This window comes from Oryzisolibacter propanilivorax (assembly GCF_900103645.1).
Lineage (GTDB): Bacteria > Pseudomonadota > Gammaproteobacteria > Burkholderiales > Burkholderiaceae_C > Melaminivora > Melaminivora propanilivorax.
In genome coordinates, this window is the sequence record NZ_FNHP01000005.1 from 116,480 (window position 1) to 130,600 (window position 14,121).

A 14,121-nucleotide genomic window follows, 5' to 3' on the forward strand; every position below is an offset into this window, starting at 1 on the left:
ATCAGGGATTTGGGGCCATTTCGGCCTCCAGCCCTGATAGATTGAAGGCCTTGCGCTATTATTTTTGACAGGAAATCGCAGCGCCGCAGGAGGATCCGCATGCACATCGTGCCCCGAACCATCGCCGCCAGCGCCGCCCTGATCGGCTGCCTGGCCGCGTCGCTGGCGCCGGCAGCGGCCCAGGCGCAGCAGGTCTATCGCATCGTCGGCCCGGATGGCAAGGTGACCTTTTCCGATCGCGCACCTGACCCCGGCAGTGCCGAGCAGCAGGCCAGCCCATCCCTGCGCGCTGGCGCCGGCGTCGCCACGCAGGAGCTGCCCTACGTGCTGCGCCAGGTGGTCGCGCGCTATCCGGTCACGCTGTATACCGGCAACGACTGCACCCCCTGCGCCAGCGCGCGGGCGCTGCTGATGCAGCGCGGCGTGCCGTTCGCCGAGCGCACGGTGAACACCGCCGAGGACATCGACGCCCTGAAGCGTCTGGCGGGCGAGGCCAGCCTGCCGTTCGCGACCATCGGCACGCAGCAGCTCAAGGGCTTTTCCGACGTGGAATGGACGCAGTACCTGGACGCGGCCGGCTATCCGAAGCAGTCGCAGCTGCCGGCCAACTACCGCCGCGCGCCGGCCACACCGCTGGTCGCCAGTGTCGCCCGGCCGGTGCCCCCCGCCACGGCGCCAGCGGCGGTGCAGCCGGCACCGGCCGACAGCCGCCCGGCCACCCCGCGCACGCCGGCCAACCCGGCAGGCATTATTTTTTAAGGCCGCGCGGCGCTGCCGGCACGCGCCAGCGCCAGCGCGCGCGGGTCAGTACGCAATCGTCTGCACGCCTTGCGCCGTGCCCAGCAGGCACACGCTGGCCTTCTGGTGCGCGAACACGCCGACGGTGACCACGCCCGGCCACTGGTTCACCTGGCTCTCGAATGCCAGCGGCTCGGAGATGGCCAGGCCGGTCACATCCAGGATGCGCTGGCCGTTGTCGGTGACCAGCGGCTGGTCGCCCGCCAGGCGCAGGCGCGCCGTGCCCCCCAGTTGCGCGAAGCGGCGGCTGATCTGCGCGGCGGCCATGGGAATGACTTCCACCGGCAGCGGAAAGCGACCCAGCGTCGCCACCTGCTTGGACTCGTCCACGATGCACACGAAGCGCTCGGCCAGCGCGGCGACGATCTTCTCGCGCGTCAGCGCCGCACCGCCGCCCTTGACCATGTAGCCATGCGCGTCGATCTCGTCGGCGCCATCGATGTACACCGGCAGCGACGGCACCTCGGCCGCGTCCAGCACCTCGATGCCCAGCGCGCGCAGGCGCTGCGTGCTGGCCTCGGAGCTGGAGACGGCGCCGCGGATGCGGTCCTTGATGCCGGCGAGCGCATCGATGAACTTGTTGACCGTCGAGCCGGTGCCGACGCCGACGATGGAGCCGGGCTCCACGTAATGCAGCGCGGCTTGGCCGACGAGGGTTTTCAAGGCGTCCTGGGTGAGGGGTGAGTCAGAGGTGGTCATGGGGGACAATCGTCAGTGATCCACCGAATTATCCCCATGTCCCTCCTGCCCTACGCGCTGGCGCGCCCCCTGCTGTTCCAACTCGACCCCGAAATCGCCCACGAGCTGACCCTGGGGGCGCTGGCGCGCGCCCAGGGTTCACCGCTGCAGCACGCCTGGCGCCAGGAGACGGTGCACGATCCAGTGCAGCTGGCCGGGCTCACCTTCCCGAACCGCGTGGGGTTGGCGGCAGGCCTGGACAAGAACGCACGCTGCATCGACGCGCTGGCAGCCATGGGCTTCGGTTTCGTCGAGGTCGGCACCGTCACGCCAAAGGGGCAGCCGGGCAACCCGAAGCCGCGCATGTTCCGGCTGCCCGAGGCGCAGGCGCTGATCAACCGCCTGGGCTTCAACAACGAGGGGCTGGAGGCTTTCGTCGCCAACGTGCAGCGCTCGCACGTGCGCACGCAAGGCCGCGCCTCGCTGCTGCTGGGCCTGAACATCGGCAAGAACGCTACCACGCCGATCGAGGAGGCCACGCGCGACTACCTGATCTGCCTGGCCGGCGTCTATCCGCACGCGGACTACGTCACGGTGAACATCAGCTCGCCCAACACGCAGAACCTGCGCGCGCTGCAAAGCGACACGGCGCTGGACGGCCTGCTGGGCGCCATCGCCAGCGAGCGCGAGCGTCTGGCGACGGCGCAAGGCCGGCGCGTGCCGGTGTTCGTGAAGATCGCCCCGGACCTGGACGAAGCGCAGGTGGCGGTGATCGCCACGACGCTGCTGCGCCACGGCATGGACGGTGTCATCGCCACCAACACCACCATCGCGCGCGACGCCGTGCAGGGCCTGAAGCATGCCGGCGAGACCGGCGGCCTGAGCGGTGCCCCGGTGCGCGAGCGCAGCAACGCCGTCATCCGCCAGCTGCGCGCCGCTCTGGGGCCGCAGTTTCCGATCATCGGCGTGGGCGGCATCCTGAGCGCCCAGGACGCTGTGGACAAGGTGCGTGCCGGCGCCGACGTGGTGCAGATCTATACTGGCCTGATCTACCAGGGCCCGGCACTGGTGGCACAGGCGGCGCGCACGCTCAAGGCATTGCGCTGACGCTACACGGCCTACAACTAAGCAGGGCCGCATACGCGGCCCTGGAGTGCAAAGAAAGCGGCCCAGGTCAGCGGCGCAGGCGCGCCGCCAAAGGCAGCAGCACGCGCGCCAAGCGGAACAGCCGGCCCGGTCCGGCCATCATGGCCACGCCGGCAACGGCCGCCACGGCCACTGGATGCAGCCGGGCAAATGCCAGCAGCTTTGCGGGCAACGCTGCATCGGGATCGATGCCGGCACGGGCCTGCACAATGGCCCGGGTCTGGCGATAGGCCTCGCGGCGCGCCCGCAGGCGCTCGCGCTGCACCAGAATGCGGTCCAGCACCTGCTGCTGCTCGGGACTGGGGGTGGGCAGGGGTTTGGTGCTCATGGCTACAGCTTTTCCTTGATGAGTTTCCAGTCGTTGCCCAGCTCACGGCGTGTGAAGGCGAAAGCATTGCCCAGCCGGTGCGCCAGCGAGACGATGGCAAATAGCACCGCCCCGCACGCCACCAGCCAGCCGCCGGCCAGCAGCCATGCCACCAGCGCACGCTGCGGCGAGTCCCAGAACTGCACCAGCACTGCCAGCGACAGCAGCATCAGGGCCAGCACCGCCAGCGCACCGAACAGGATGACCATGACCACCATCTGCACCGCGCGGCGCTTCAGGTCGTCCAGCTCCATGCGGGCCAGGGTGATGCGGTCCTCCGCGGCAATCGCGCCTTCGATGGCGGCGGCGCGCCAGCGCGCCACCCAGCCCTCCAGGCCCAGCAGTGATAACCAATTCATGCGCTCGTTCTTTCAGCGTGGATGCAGGCCAGCTGCGCTAACAGGAAAAACCGTCGGCCCGCGCTCAGCGGCGGGCCAGTAGGAAGCCGACCAGCGCACCTACCGCCACCGCGGCAGTGGCAACGCGCCAGGGTTCGTCATGGGCATAGCGGTCTGCCGCGCGGGCCGCTTCACGGGCCTGGTTTGCGGCCTCCTGCGCCGCGCGCACGGTAGTGTCGCGCACGCTCTCGATGCCATCGTCCAGGCGTTGGCGCAGCTGCTTGATCTGCGGGATGCTGTCCAGGTCCTTGCTGGACAGCAGACTGCGCAGGTCGCCCACCAGGCGCTCGAGTTCGTTCTGGGTGGAGGACACGGTATCGGAGATGGAGGTCATGACAGGCCTTTCTTTGTTTGACTCAACAGTAAAACCCGCTCCAGGCAACCGCTGTAGGCGGGTGCCCCATCTTAGAGCGTGTCAAAGCCTGGTCGTTACACGGCCGCCAGCGCGGCCACGTATTCCCCTATCGCCAGGGCGCTGGTCAGTCCGGGGGATTCGATACCCCACAGCTGCACCAGTCCGCGCACGCCGTGCTCGCCAGGGCCCTGGATGACGAAGTCGGCCGCGGGTGCGCCCGCGCCACCCAGCTTGGGGCGGATGCCGGCGTAGTCGGGCTGCAGCGCCCCATCGGGCAGGCCGGGCCAGTAGCGGCGCACCTGCGCATAGAAGGCATCACCGCGCCGCGGGTCGACCGTCAGGTCTTCGGACGAGTGCACCCACTGCACATCCGGCCCGAAGCGCGCCTGGCCTGCCAGGTCCAGCGTCAGGTGCACGCCCAGCCCGGCGGCCTCGGGAACGGGATAGATCAGGTGCTGGAACGGCGCGCGCCCGCTGAGCGTGAAGTAGTTGCCCTTGGCATAGCCGGGCCGCGGAACGCGCGCCGCATCGAAGCCACGAAAGCGCAGCGCCAGCGGCAGGGCCTGCAGCCCGGCGGCGTTCACCACGCTGCGCGCCGCCAGCATGGTTCCGTCCTCAACTTCCAAAACAATAGCATCAGGCCCACATTCCGCCCGGGCTACAGCCGTGTTCAGCACCACGATGCCGCCAGCGCGCTCCAGATCGCCTTGCAGCGACAGCATGAAGGCGTGGCTGTCCAGGATGCCGGTGGATGGTGACAGCAGCGCCGCTTCGCAACGCAGTTGCGGCTCCAGCCGGCGGGCCTGTGTGCCGGTGAGTGCCTGCAGGTCGTGCACGCCGTTCGCCTGCGCCTGGGACTGGATGTGCTGCAGCGCCTGCGCCTGGTCGGAATGGGTGGCGACGATCAACTTGCCGCAGCGGCGATGTGGCAGCTCCCGCTCTGCCAAATACGCATACAGCAGCTGCCGCCCGCACACGCACAGCCGCGCCTTGAGCGAACCCGGCGCGTAGTACAGCCCGGCATGGATGACCTCGCTGTTGCGAGCACTGGTCTGCGTGCCGATGGCCGCTTCGGCCTCGAGCACCAGCACCTCCCGCCCGGCCTCGGCCAGTGCACGTGCTACCGCCAGCCCCACCACGCCCGCGCCGATGACGACGCAATCGACCTGTTCCATCACGCCCCGTCCTTTCCTCGATGACCTGCCCATTCATCCTTGTTCGAGACCCTCGAGCACGTTGACCACATGGATTCCGTTTGTGCCGCACGCACACTTCTTCCTGAGCACGAACGCCGAGGCGGACGAGAAGCGCCAAGCGCGCGCCGAGGCGAAGGCCTGCGCGAGGGCCGCCAGCATGTGGTCAAACTGTCCACCAGCGCCTGCCGGGCCGCAGCCAAAGAAAAACCCCTTGCCGGCGCCAGGCCTGCAAGGGGTTGGGATTGGTGGGTGATACATGGATCGAACATGTGACCCCTGCCGTGTGAAGGCAGTGCTCTACCGCTGAGCTAATCACCCAAGGACCGGACAAGCGCCGGACCTGGAAAACTGGTGGGTGATACATGGATCGAACATGTGACCCCTGCCGTGTGAAGGCAGTGCTCTACCGCTGAGCTAATCACCCTTATCGCTGTGTGCGACAAGCCTCCGATTATGGCACAGCTTCAAGCGGCTTCGGAGAAGTTTCGCCAAACGGTCTTGCCGCCGCTGGCCTTGTCGATCTGCACCAGCACGTCCTCGTGGGCCGCCCGCTCCTCTGGCGTGGCGGCCAGCACCGGCAGCGAGAACAGGCGCAGGTCCACCGCCGCCACCGCCAGGCCGTCGCTGCCCGAGCCCGCCTCGTCCATGACCAGCAGCGCGTCCTGGCCGCGCGTCAGGTTGATGTAGACGTCGGCCAGCAGCTCGGCGTCCAATAGCGCGCCGTGCAGCGTGCGGCCGGAGTTGTCCACGCCCAGGCGATCGCACAGCGCGTCCAGCGAGTTGCGCTTGCCCGGGAACATCTCCTTGGCCATGGCCAGGGTGTCGATGATGCCGGCCACATGCTCGGCCAGCGGCGGCAAGCCGGCCAACTGCAGCTCCCTGTCGAGGAAGCCGACGTCGAAGCTGGCGTTGTGGATGATCAGCTCGGCGCCGCGCAGGTACTCCAGGATGTCCTGCGCGCACTGGTGGAAGCGCGGCTTGTCGCGCAGGAACTCGCTGGTGATGCCGTGCACCTTCAACGCTTCCTCGTGGCTTTCACGGTCCGGGTTGAAGTACAGGTGCAGGTTGTTGCGGGTCAGCTTGCGGTGTACCAGCTCGACGCAGCCCAGCTCGATGATGCGGTCGCCATCAGCCGCCGACAGGCCGGTGGTTTCCGTGTCCAGGACGATCTGGCGCGTCATGCTCAGTGGTTCTCGCGGGCGTGGTTGATGGTGTACTTGGGGATTTCCACCGTCACGTCTTCCTGCGCCAGGATGGCCTGGCACGACAGGCGCGACTGCGGCTCCAGGCCCCAGGCGCGGTCCAGCAGATCCTCCTCTTCCTCTTCCGCCTCGTTGAGCGAGCCGTAGCCGCTGCGCACGATGACGTGGCAGGTGGTGCAGGCGCAGCTCATGTCGCAGGCGTGCTCGATGTTCACACCGTTTTCCAGCAGGGCCTCGCAGATGGACGTACCGGCAGGGGCCTCGATTTCCTTGCCCTGCGGGGCGTACTCGGGATGGGGAAGGATCTTGATGACGGGCATGGAAGGGGGAAAGAAGAGCAAACGATCGGTCAAAGGGCATCGACGCTGCGCCCGGCCAGCGCCTGGCGGATGCCACGGTTCATGCGCTGGGCGGCGAAGGCCTCGGTGCCGTGCGCCAGGGCCTTGGTAGCGGCCTCGACCTCGGCGGCAACGGCGCCGGGGCGCGCCAGCGTGTCCTGCAGCCCCTGCATCAGCGCGTCGATGGCCGTGCGCTCGTCGGCGGACAGCACATCGCCGTCGGCCCGCAGCGCGCTGTGCGTGCCGACCAGCAGGCGATCGGCGTCCACGCGCGCCTCGGCCAACGCGCGCGCCTGCATGTCCTGCTGCGCGGTGGCGAAGCCCTCCTGCAGCATGCGCGCGATCTGCTCGTCGGACAGACCATAGGACGGCTTGACGTCGATGCTGGCCTCCACGCCGCTGGTCTGCTCGCGCGCGGACACGCTCAGCAGACCATCGGCGTCCACGGTGAAAGTCACGCGGATGCGCGCCGCGCCCGCCGCCATGGGCGGGATGCCGCGCAGCTCGAAGCGCGCCAGGCTGCGGCAGTCCTGCACCAGGTCGCGCTCGCCCTGCACCACGTGCAGCGCCAGCGCCGTCTGGCCGTCCTTGTAGGTAGTGAAGTCCTGGGCCTTGGCCGTAGGGATGGTCTCGTTGCGCTGCACGATGCGCTCGACCAGGCCGCCCATGGTCTCCAGCCCCAGCGACAGCGGAATCACGTCCAGCAGCAGCAGGTCGCCCGCCGCGTCGTTGCCGGCCAGCTGATTGGCCTGGATGGCCGCGCCCAGCGCCACCACCTCGTCCGGGTTCAGGTTGACCAGCGGCTCCTGGCCGAAAAAATCGGCCACCGCGCGGCGCACCTGCGGCATGCGCGTGGAGCCGCCGACCAGCACCACGCCCTGCACCTCGTCCTTGACGATCTGCGCGTCACGCAGCGCGCGGCGCACCGCCGCCAGCGAGCGCTGGGTGAGCGCATCGGTTGCCGCGGCAAAGTCGGCGCGGGTGACCGGCAGCTGCAGCGCCTCGCCGCCCAGCTCGGCGCTGAACACAGCGCTGCTCTGCTCCGTCAGCGCTTCCTTGCAGGCGCGCGCCGCCAAGCGCACGGCGGCCTTGTCCTGCGCGCTGATAGCCTCGCGGCCCAGGCGCTGCAGTGACCAGGCGGCCAGCAGCGCGTCGTAGTCGTCGCCGCCCAGCGCCGAATCACCGCCGGTGGAGATGACCTCGAACACGCCGCGCGCCAGGCGCAGGATGGAAATGTCGAAGGTGCCGCCGCCCAGGTCGTACACCGCGTAGACCCCCTCCGAGGCGTTGTCCAGGCCATAGGCGATGGCGGCGGCGGTGGGCTCGTTGATCAGGCGCAGCAGGTGCAGGCCGGCCAGCTGCGCGGCGTCCTTCGTAGCCTGGCGCTGGGCATCGTCGAAGTAGGCGGGCACGGTGATCACGGCGCCGTGGATGTCGCTGTCCATGCTGTCTTCGGCACGCTGGCGCAAGGTGGCCAGGATCTCGGCGCTGATCTCCACCGGCGACTTGTCGCCGGCGGCGGTGTGCAGCGCCAGCATGCCGGCGCTCTCGGGCTGCTCGGCAAAGGTGTACGGCAGCTGCGCGCGGTCGGTGATGTCGGTCAGCGAACGGCCCATGAAACGCTTGGCGGAGGCGATGGTATTGGCCGCATCGGCGCGCTGCGCCGCCAGCGCCTCGTAGCCGATCTGGCGCCCGCCGCCAGCCAGGTAGCGCACCACCGACGGCAGCAGCACCCGGCCCTGGGCATCGGGCAGGCACTCGGCGACGCCGCTGCGCACGGCGGCGACCAGCGAGTGCGTGGTGCCCAGGTCGATGCCGATGGCGACGCGGCGCTGGTGCGGGTCGGGAGACTGGCCGGGTTCGGAAATCTGCAGAAGCGCCATGGATCTTTCTTGGTATGGGTGAACGGGGCAGCCGGCTATTGTCCCAGTTGCTCCTGGCGCAGCGCGATGTCGCGCCCGAATCGCGCAATGAACATGAGGGCTCTGACCTCGCGCGCAGCACCCGCCCAGTCCTGCTGCGTGTCGATGAGCTGCTCCAGCCGCCCCACCGCCGCGCGGCGCGCGGCGTCCATCTCGTCCTGCAGCGCATCCAGCGCCGCGCTGTCGTCCGCCTCGTCCAGCGCCTCGCGCCAGTGCATCTGCTGCACCAGGAAGTCGGCCGGCATGGCGGTGTTGTCCTCGGCGCGGATCAGCGCACCGTGCAGTTCGCACAGGTAGGCGGCGCGCTTGAGCGGGTCCTTCAGGCGCTGGTAGGCCTCGTTGATGCGCACCGACCACTGCAGCGCTACGCGCTGCGCCGCCGCGCCCTGGGACGCGAAACGGTCCGGGTGCGCCTCGCGCTGCAACTCCTTCCAGCGTGCGTCCAGTTGCGCGCGGTCCTGCGCGAAGCGGCGCGGCACGGCGAAGAGTTCGAAGTCGTCGGATTGCAGGTTCATCTCAAAAACAAGAGCACGCTGCCCTGGTTTCTTATGGGTTTCGCAGGGTTTTGCACCTCAAACGCATAAAACACGAGGGCAGGCAACTATCAAAACAGGAGCGTTGACGGAAGAAAAAACCGCCAGCGCGGTGCGCGGTGGCGGTTCTTGCGGCCGAGGTGAAAGGCCGGGTCAGACGCGAAAGCTCTCGCCGCAGCCGCAGCGGTCGCGCTCGTTCGGGTTGCTGAAGCGGAAACCCTCGTTCAGCCCTTCGCGCACGAAGTCCAGCTCGGTGCCATCGATGTAGGCCAAGCTCTTCGGGTCGATCATCAGCTTGACGCCGTGCTCTTCGAACACGACGTCGGCCGGGTCCTGCTCGTCCACGTATTCCAGTTGGTAGGCCAGGCCCGAGCAGCCGGTGGTCTTGACTCCCAGGCGCACGCCCACGCCCTTGCCGCGCCGCGCCAGATAGCGCGTCACGTGCCGGGCGGCAGCTTCGGTCAGCGTGATGGCCATGGCGCCCTCCCTCTCAGGCGGTCGCCTCGGCGGCGGCGCCCTGTCGGGCCTTGTAGTCGTTCACGGCCGCCTTGATGGCGTCCTCGGCCAGGATGGAGCAGTGGATCTTCACCGGCGGCAGCGCCAGCTCCTCGGCGATCTGGCTGTTCTTCAGCTTGGCCGCTTCGTCCAGCGTCTTGCCCTTGACCCATTCGGTCACCAGCGACGACGAGGCGATGGCCGAGCCGCAGCCGTAGGTCTTGAAGCGCGCGTCCTCGATCACGCCGGTGTCAGGGTTGACCTTGATCTGCAGCTTCATCACGTCGCCGCAGGCCGGCGCGCCCACCATGCCGGTGCCCACCGTCTCGTCGCCCTTGTCGAAGGAGCCGACGTTGCGCGGGTTCTCGTAGTGGTCGATCACTTTGTCAGAGTAAGCCATGGGGTAGTTCTCCTTGTGGTGGTGCGGGCCGTCAGTGCGCGGCCCACTGGATGGTGCTCAGGTCAACACCGTCCTGGTACATCTCCCACAGCGGGGAGAGCTCGCGCAGCTTGGCGACGTTGTCGCGGATGGTCTGCACGGCGTAGTCGATCTCTTCCTCGGTCGTGAAGCGGCCGATGGTCATTCGCAGGCTGCTGTGCGCCAGCTCGTCGCTGCGGCCCAGGGCGCGCAGCACGTAGCTGGGTTCCAGGCTGGCCGAGGTGCAGGCCGAGCCGCTAGACACTGCCAGGCCCTTGATGCCCATGATCAGCGACTCGCCCTCGACGTAGTTGAAGCTCATGTTCAGGTTGTGCGGCACGCGGCGTTCCAGGTCGCCGTTGATGAACACCTGCTCGATGTCCTTCAGCCCGTTCAGCAGGCGTTGCTGCAGGGAGCGCACGCGCTCGCCGTCCTTGGCCATGTCTTCGCGGGCGATGCGGAAGGCCTCGCCCATGCCGACGATCTGGTGCGTGGGCAGCGTGCCCGAGCGCATGCCGCGCTCGTGGCCGCCGCCGTGCATCTGCGCCTCCAGGCGCACGCGCGGCTTGCGGCGCACGTACAGCGCACCGATACCCTTGGGGCCGTAGGTCTTGTGCGAGGCCAGGCTCATCAGGTCCACCGGCAGCGCCTTGACGTCGATCTCGATCTTACCGGTGGCCTGCGCGGCATCGACGTGCAGCAGCACGCCCTTTTCGCGGCAGAGGGAGCCGATGGCCGGGATGTCCTGGATCACGCCGATCTCGTTGTTCACGAACATGACGCTGGCCAGGATGGTGTCCGGGCGGATCGCAGCCTTGAAGGCTTCCAGGTCGAGCAGGCCGTTCTCCTGCACGTCCAGGTAGGTCACCTCGAAGCCCTGGCGCTCCAACTCGCGCATCACGTCCAGCACCGCCTTGTGCTCCGTCTTAACGGTGATCAGGTGCTTGCCCTTGCCTTGGTAGAAATGAGCAGCGCCCTTGATCGCCAGGTTGTTGGACTCGGTCGCGCCGCTGGTCCAGACGATCTCGCGCGGGTCGGCGCCGATCAGTTCGGCCACCTGCGTGCGGGCTTTCTCTACCGCTTCCTCGGCTTCCCAGCCCCAGGCGTGGCTGCGCGACGCTGGATTGCCGAAGTGCTCGCGCAACCAGGGAATCATCGCGTCCACGACACGCGGGTCCACCGGGGTCGTCGCCCCGTAGTCGAGGTAAATCGGAAAATGCGGGGTCATGTCCATGGCTGGCTGAAGAAACTGCTGCTCTGGCTAGCGTTGATGATGAAGGGCGAGGCAACACACGCGGCAGATCGGCAGGGCAATGCCCCGCCGGCCGCCGGGTCGCAAATCAGGATTTGGCGAATGCGTTGCCCAGCGCGAACACCGAATTGGGCGCATTCACGCGGATCGGCTTGACCACCGGAGTGGTCGAGATGGCGCGGCGCGTGGCCGGCTTGTCCTCGATCTGGATGCCCTTGGCGAGCTGTTCGTCCACCAGCTTTTGCAGCGTGACGGAGTCGAGGAACTCGACCATGCGTTGGTTCAGCGCCGCCCACAGCTCATGCGTCATGCAACGGCCGGCCTCCCCCAGGCAGTTTTCCTTGCCGCCGCACTGAGTGGCGTCGATAGGCTCGTCCACCGACACGATGATGTCGGCCACGGTGATATCGGCCGCCTTGCGCGCCAGCGTGTAGCCGCCGCCAGGGCCGCGGGTGGACTCGACCAGTTCGTGGCGACGCAGTTTGCCGAACAGCTGCTCCAGGTAAGATAGCGAGATCTGCTGGCGCTGGCTGATGGCAGCCAGCGTAACGGGACCGTTGTTCTGGCGCAAGGCCAGGTCGATCATGGCGGTGACCGCAAAACGGCCTTTGGTGGTGAGACGCATCGCAAGCTCCTTCCAAAGCAGGCTGGATCGTTGATGGATTGCCGCCAGGCCCTGTTGCCTGCCTGTTGGCACTGTCCCCGCCCGGTGCCCGTCCTGTGCAGGACGGGCATTTCATTCGTGTGTGGGGTTTTCTTCTTGGGTAAGTGACGCAATTATAGCACAAAGTCCGACTATTTTGGTCGGACACTCAGGGCATTTTCAAGCACTTCCCGTGCCCGGCCGTCATGCGATGGCCTGGTCCGGCCCGTGGGCGCCGAACACCCGGTCCTTGAGCCGCGTGAGCTGGTCGCGCACCCGCGCCGCCTGCTCGAATTCCAGGTTGCGCGCGTGCTCCAGCATGAGTTTCTCCAGGCGCTTGATCTCGCGCGCGGCGTCCTTTTCCGACAGTTCGTCCAGCTCGGCGCGGCGTGCCGTGGCCTGCTCCAGCCGCTGCGCATCCTGCCCTGCCTTCTCGCTGTACACGCCGTCAATCAGGTCACGTACCTGCTTGACAATACTGCGCGGCGTGATTCCTCTTTCCAGGTTGTGCGCGATCTGCTTGGCGCGCCGGCGTTCGGTCTCGTCGATGGCCTTGCGCATCGATTCCGTCATGTGGTCGCCGTACAGAATGGCCTTGCCGTTCAGGTTGCGCGCCGCGCGACCGATGGTCTGGATCAGGCTGCGTTCGGCGCGCAGGAAGCCTTCCTTGTCGGCGTCCAGGATGGCCACCAACGACACCTCGGGAATGTCCAGCCCCTCACGCAGCAGGTTGATCCCCACCAACACGTCGAACGCACCCAGGCGCAGGTCACGGATGATCTCCACCCGCTCCACGGTATCGATGTCCGAGTGCAAGTAGCGCACGCGCACGCCGTTGTCGCTCAGATAGTCGGTCAGCTGCTCGGCCATGCGCTTGGTCAGGGTGGTGATGAGCACCCGCTCGTTCTGTTCCACGCGCAGGCGGATTTCCTGCAGCACGTCGTCCACCTGGTGGGTGGCCGGGCGCACCTCGACCACTGGATCGACCAGACCCGTCGGGCGCACCACTTGGTCCACCACCTGGCCGGCGTGTTCCTGCTCGTACTGCGCCGGCGTGGCCGAGACGAAGATCACCTGGCGCATGCGCCGCTCGAACTCCTCGAACTTCAAAGGCCGGTTGTCCAGCGCCGACGGCAGGCGAAAGCCGAACTCCACCAGCGTCGTCTTGCGCGAGCGGTCGCCGTTGTACATGGCCGAAAGCTGGCCGATCATCTGGTGGCTCTCGTCCAGGAACATGAGCGCGTCCTTGGGCAGGTAGTCGGTCAGCGTGCTGGGCGGCGCGCCCACCGGCGCGCCCGACAGGTGACGCGTGTAGTTCTCGATGCCCTTGCAGTGCCCGACCTCGGCCAGCATCTCCAGGTCGAAGCGCGTGCGCTGCTCAAGCCGCTGGGCTTCCACCAGCTTGCCCTCGCGCTCGAAGAACGCCAGGCGTTCGGCCAGCTCGGCCTTGATGGTGTCCACCGCCGACAGCACCTTGTCGCGCGGGGTAACGTAGTGGCTGCTGGGATACACGGTGAAGCGCGGGATCTTCTGCTGCACCCGGCCGGTGAGCGGGTCGAACAGCTGCAGGCTCTCGATCTCGTCGTCGAACAGCTCGATGCGGATGGCCAGCTCCGAGTGCTCGGCCGGGAAAACGTCGATGGTGTCGCCGCGTACGCGAAACTTGCCCCGGGAAAAATCCTGGTCGTTGCGCTGGTACTGCATGCGGATCAGCTGGCCGATCACGTCGCGCTGGCCCAGTTTGTCGCCGGTGCGCAGCGTCATGATCATGCGGTGGTAGCTCTCGGGCTCGCCGATGCCGTAGATGGCCGACACCGTGGCCACGATGACCACGTCGCGCCGCTCCAGGATGCTCTTGGTGCACGACAGGCGCATCTGCTCGATGTGCTCGTTGATGGCGCTGTCCTTCTCGATGAACAGGTCGCGCTGCGGCACGTAGGCCTCGGGCTGGTAGTAGTCGTAGTAGCTGACGAAGTACTCCACCGCGTTCTTCGGGAAGAACTCGCGGAACTCCGAGTACAGCTGCGCCGCCAACGTCTTGTTCGGCGCGAAGACGATCGCCGGCCGTCCCAGCCGGGCGATCACATTGGCCATGGTGAAGGTCTTGCCAGAGCCGGTCACGCCCAGCAGCGTCTGGAACGCCTCGCCGTCGCGCACCCCCTCCACCAGCTTCTCGATCGCCTGCGGCTGGTCGCCCGCCGGCGGGTACGGCTGGTACAGCTGGAAAGGCGAGCCGGGGTACTGGACGAACTGCCCGCCTTCGGCGACCGGCTCGGTGGTGACTTCATGCATGGGAGTATCGAAAATATGCAGGCGCTGTACGTACATGGCAGCGCCCATAAAATTGCGGGTTGGCGACAGGCAGACTATCTGGGGCCGG

At 67.5% G+C, this 14,121-nt stretch carries 17 protein-coding genes and 2 tRNA genes; 2 read left to right on the forward strand and 17 right to left on the reverse strand.

Annotation, left to right across the window (positions count from 1 at the left end; translation table 11 throughout):
* Positions 1–99 precede the first annotated feature (99 nt).
* Complete coding sequence (locus tag BLQ61_RS09750; protein ID WP_091569351.1) at positions 100–759, forward strand: glutaredoxin family protein; 660 nt, start codon at positions 100–102, stop codon at positions 757–759.
* Between the two features lie 45 nt (positions 760–804).
* Here BLQ61_RS09750 and rpiA read toward each other — a convergent pair whose 3' ends face one another.
* Positions 805–1,497: a ribose-5-phosphate isomerase RpiA gene (rpiA, locus tag BLQ61_RS09755; RefSeq protein WP_091569352.1), complete on the reverse strand. Its 693-nt coding sequence runs from the start codon at positions 1,495–1,497 to the stop codon at positions 805–807.
* Positions 1,498–1,533: 36 nt separating this feature from the next.
* On the opposite strand from rpiA, the gene BLQ61_RS09760 reads away from it, so the two are divergent.
* Positions 1,534–2,583 (forward strand): quinone-dependent dihydroorotate dehydrogenase, encoded by a 1,050-nt coding sequence (locus tag BLQ61_RS09760; RefSeq protein WP_091569355.1) that lies wholly within the window; start codon positions 1,534–1,536, stop codon positions 2,581–2,583.
* A 67-nt stretch (positions 2,584–2,650) separates the two neighbouring features.
* Here the strand turns inward: BLQ61_RS09760 and BLQ61_RS09765 are convergent, their stop codons facing one another.
* From BLQ61_RS09765 to uvrB, 16 genes are all read right to left on the reverse strand, one after another.
* On the reverse strand, positions 2,651–2,950 hold the full coding sequence (locus tag BLQ61_RS09765; protein ID WP_091569358.1) for a hypothetical protein: 300 nt from the start codon (positions 2,948–2,950) through the stop codon (positions 2,651–2,653).
* A 2-nt stretch (positions 2,951–2,952) separates the two neighbouring features.
* Positions 2,953–3,348, reverse strand: a complete 396-nt coding sequence (locus tag BLQ61_RS09770; protein ID WP_091569361.1) for a phage holin family protein — start codon at positions 3,346–3,348, stop codon at positions 2,953–2,955.
* Positions 3,349–3,412: 64 nt separating this feature from the next.
* A complete protein-coding gene (locus BLQ61_RS09775; protein ID WP_091569363.1) occupies positions 3,413–3,721 on the reverse strand; it encodes a DUF883 domain-containing protein in 309 nt (102 codons plus the stop codon).
* A gap of 95 nt (positions 3,722–3,816) precedes the next feature.
* The gene (locus BLQ61_RS09780) at positions 3,817–4,920 is read right to left on the reverse strand and encodes an NAD(P)/FAD-dependent oxidoreductase (protein WP_091569366.1); all 1,104 of its coding nucleotides are present in this window, start codon (positions 4,918–4,920) and stop codon (positions 3,817–3,819) included.
* Positions 4,921–4,950: 30 nt separating this feature from the next.
* A complete protein-coding gene (locus BLQ61_RS17375) occupies positions 4,951–5,097 on the reverse strand; it encodes a hypothetical protein (protein ID WP_175488266.1) in 147 nt (48 codons plus the stop codon).
* Between the two features lie 84 nt (positions 5,098–5,181).
* A tRNA-Val gene (locus BLQ61_RS09785) sits at positions 5,182–5,256 on the reverse strand.
* Between the two features lie 31 nt (positions 5,257–5,287).
* A tRNA-Val gene (locus BLQ61_RS09790) sits at positions 5,288–5,362 on the reverse strand.
* Between the two features lie 40 nt (positions 5,363–5,402).
* Positions 5,403–6,119, reverse strand: coding sequence for a DNA polymerase III subunit epsilon (gene dnaQ, locus BLQ61_RS09795; RefSeq protein WP_091569369.1), 717 nt, complete (start codon positions 6,117–6,119; stop codon positions 5,403–5,405).
* 2 nt (positions 6,120–6,121) lie between these two features.
* Entirely contained in the window at positions 6,122–6,460 is a 339-nt protein-coding gene (gene fdx / locus BLQ61_RS09800) for an ISC system 2Fe-2S type ferredoxin (protein WP_091569371.1), read from the reverse strand.
* Positions 6,461–6,489: 29 nt separating this feature from the next.
* Complete coding sequence (gene hscA, locus BLQ61_RS09805; RefSeq protein WP_091569374.1) at positions 6,490–8,361, reverse strand: Fe-S protein assembly chaperone HscA; 1,872 nt, start codon at positions 8,359–8,361, stop codon at positions 6,490–6,492.
* A 35-nt stretch (positions 8,362–8,396) separates the two neighbouring features.
* The gene (gene hscB / locus BLQ61_RS09810; protein ID WP_091569377.1) at positions 8,397–8,915 is read right to left on the reverse strand and encodes a Fe-S protein assembly co-chaperone HscB; all 519 of its coding nucleotides are present in this window, start codon (positions 8,913–8,915) and stop codon (positions 8,397–8,399) included.
* 171 nt (positions 8,916–9,086) lie between these two features.
* Positions 9,087–9,410, reverse strand: coding sequence for an iron-sulfur cluster assembly protein IscA (gene iscA / locus BLQ61_RS09815; protein ID WP_091569379.1), 324 nt, complete (start codon positions 9,408–9,410; stop codon positions 9,087–9,089).
* A gap of 13 nt (positions 9,411–9,423) precedes the next feature.
* A complete protein-coding gene (gene iscU / locus BLQ61_RS09820) occupies positions 9,424–9,828 on the reverse strand; it encodes a Fe-S cluster assembly scaffold IscU (protein ID WP_091569382.1) in 405 nt (134 codons plus the stop codon).
* Between the two features lie 31 nt (positions 9,829–9,859).
* Positions 9,860–11,080, reverse strand: a complete 1,221-nt coding sequence (locus BLQ61_RS09825) for an IscS subfamily cysteine desulfurase (RefSeq protein ID WP_091569384.1) — start codon at positions 11,078–11,080, stop codon at positions 9,860–9,862.
* 106 nt (positions 11,081–11,186) lie between these two features.
* Entirely contained in the window at positions 11,187–11,723 is a 537-nt protein-coding gene (iscR, locus tag BLQ61_RS09830) for a Fe-S cluster assembly transcriptional regulator IscR (RefSeq protein ID WP_091569387.1), read from the reverse strand.
* Between the two features lie 222 nt (positions 11,724–11,945).
* Positions 11,946–14,033: an excinuclease ABC subunit UvrB gene (uvrB, locus tag BLQ61_RS09835; RefSeq protein ID WP_091569848.1), complete on the reverse strand. Its 2,088-nt coding sequence runs from the start codon at positions 14,031–14,033 to the stop codon at positions 11,946–11,948.
* Positions 14,034–14,121: the final 88 nt, after the last annotated feature.

Excerpts from the sequence above, each read along its gene's own strand:
- BLQ61_RS09750 (WP_091569351.1), top strand. The coding sequence starts at position 100 with ATGCACATCGTGCCCCGAACCATCGCCGCCAGCGCCGCCCTGATCGGC.
- BLQ61_RS09825 (WP_091569384.1), bottom strand. The coding sequence starts at position 11,080 with ATGGACATGACCCCGCATTTTCCGATTTACCTCGACTACGGGGCGACG.
- hscB (WP_091569377.1), bottom strand. The coding sequence starts at position 8,915 with ATGAACCTGCAATCCGACGACTTCGAACTCTTCGCCGTGCCGCGCCGC.
- hscA (WP_091569374.1), bottom strand. The coding sequence starts at position 8,361 with ATGGCGCTTCTGCAGATTTCCGAACCCGGCCAGTCTCCCGACCCGCAC.
- BLQ61_RS09765 (WP_091569358.1), bottom strand. The coding sequence starts at position 2,950 with ATGAGCACCAAACCCCTGCCCACCCCCAGTCCCGAGCAGCAGCAGGTG.
- BLQ61_RS17375 (WP_175488266.1), bottom strand. The coding sequence starts at position 5,097 with ATGCTGGCGGCCCTCGCGCAGGCCTTCGCCTCGGCGCGCGCTTGGCGC.
- iscU (WP_091569382.1), bottom strand. The coding sequence starts at position 9,828 with ATGGCTTACTCTGACAAAGTGATCGACCACTACGAGAACCCGCGCAAC.
- BLQ61_RS09770 (WP_091569361.1), bottom strand. The coding sequence starts at position 3,348 with ATGAATTGGTTATCACTGCTGGGCCTGGAGGGCTGGGTGGCGCGCTGG.
- fdx (WP_091569371.1), bottom strand. The coding sequence starts at position 6,460 with ATGCCCGTCATCAAGATCCTTCCCCATCCCGAGTACGCCCCGCAGGGC.
- uvrB (WP_091569848.1), bottom strand. The coding sequence starts at position 14,033 with ATGCATGAAGTCACCACCGAGCCGGTCGCCGAAGGCGGGCAGTTCGTC.
- BLQ61_RS09760 (WP_091569355.1), top strand. The coding sequence starts at position 1,534 with ATGTCCCTCCTGCCCTACGCGCTGGCGCGCCCCCTGCTGTTCCAACTC.
- iscA (WP_091569379.1), bottom strand. The coding sequence starts at position 9,410 with ATGGCCATCACGCTGACCGAAGCTGCCGCCCGGCACGTGACGCGCTAT.
- rpiA (WP_091569352.1), bottom strand. The coding sequence starts at position 1,497 with ATGACCACCTCTGACTCACCCCTCACCCAGGACGCCTTGAAAACCCTC.
- BLQ61_RS09775 (WP_091569363.1), bottom strand. The coding sequence starts at position 3,721 with ATGACCTCCATCTCCGATACCGTGTCCTCCACCCAGAACGAACTCGAG.
- dnaQ (WP_091569369.1), bottom strand. The coding sequence starts at position 6,119 with ATGACGCGCCAGATCGTCCTGGACACGGAAACCACCGGCCTGTCGGCG.
- iscR (WP_091569387.1), bottom strand. The coding sequence starts at position 11,723 with ATGCGTCTCACCACCAAAGGCCGTTTTGCGGTCACCGCCATGATCGAC.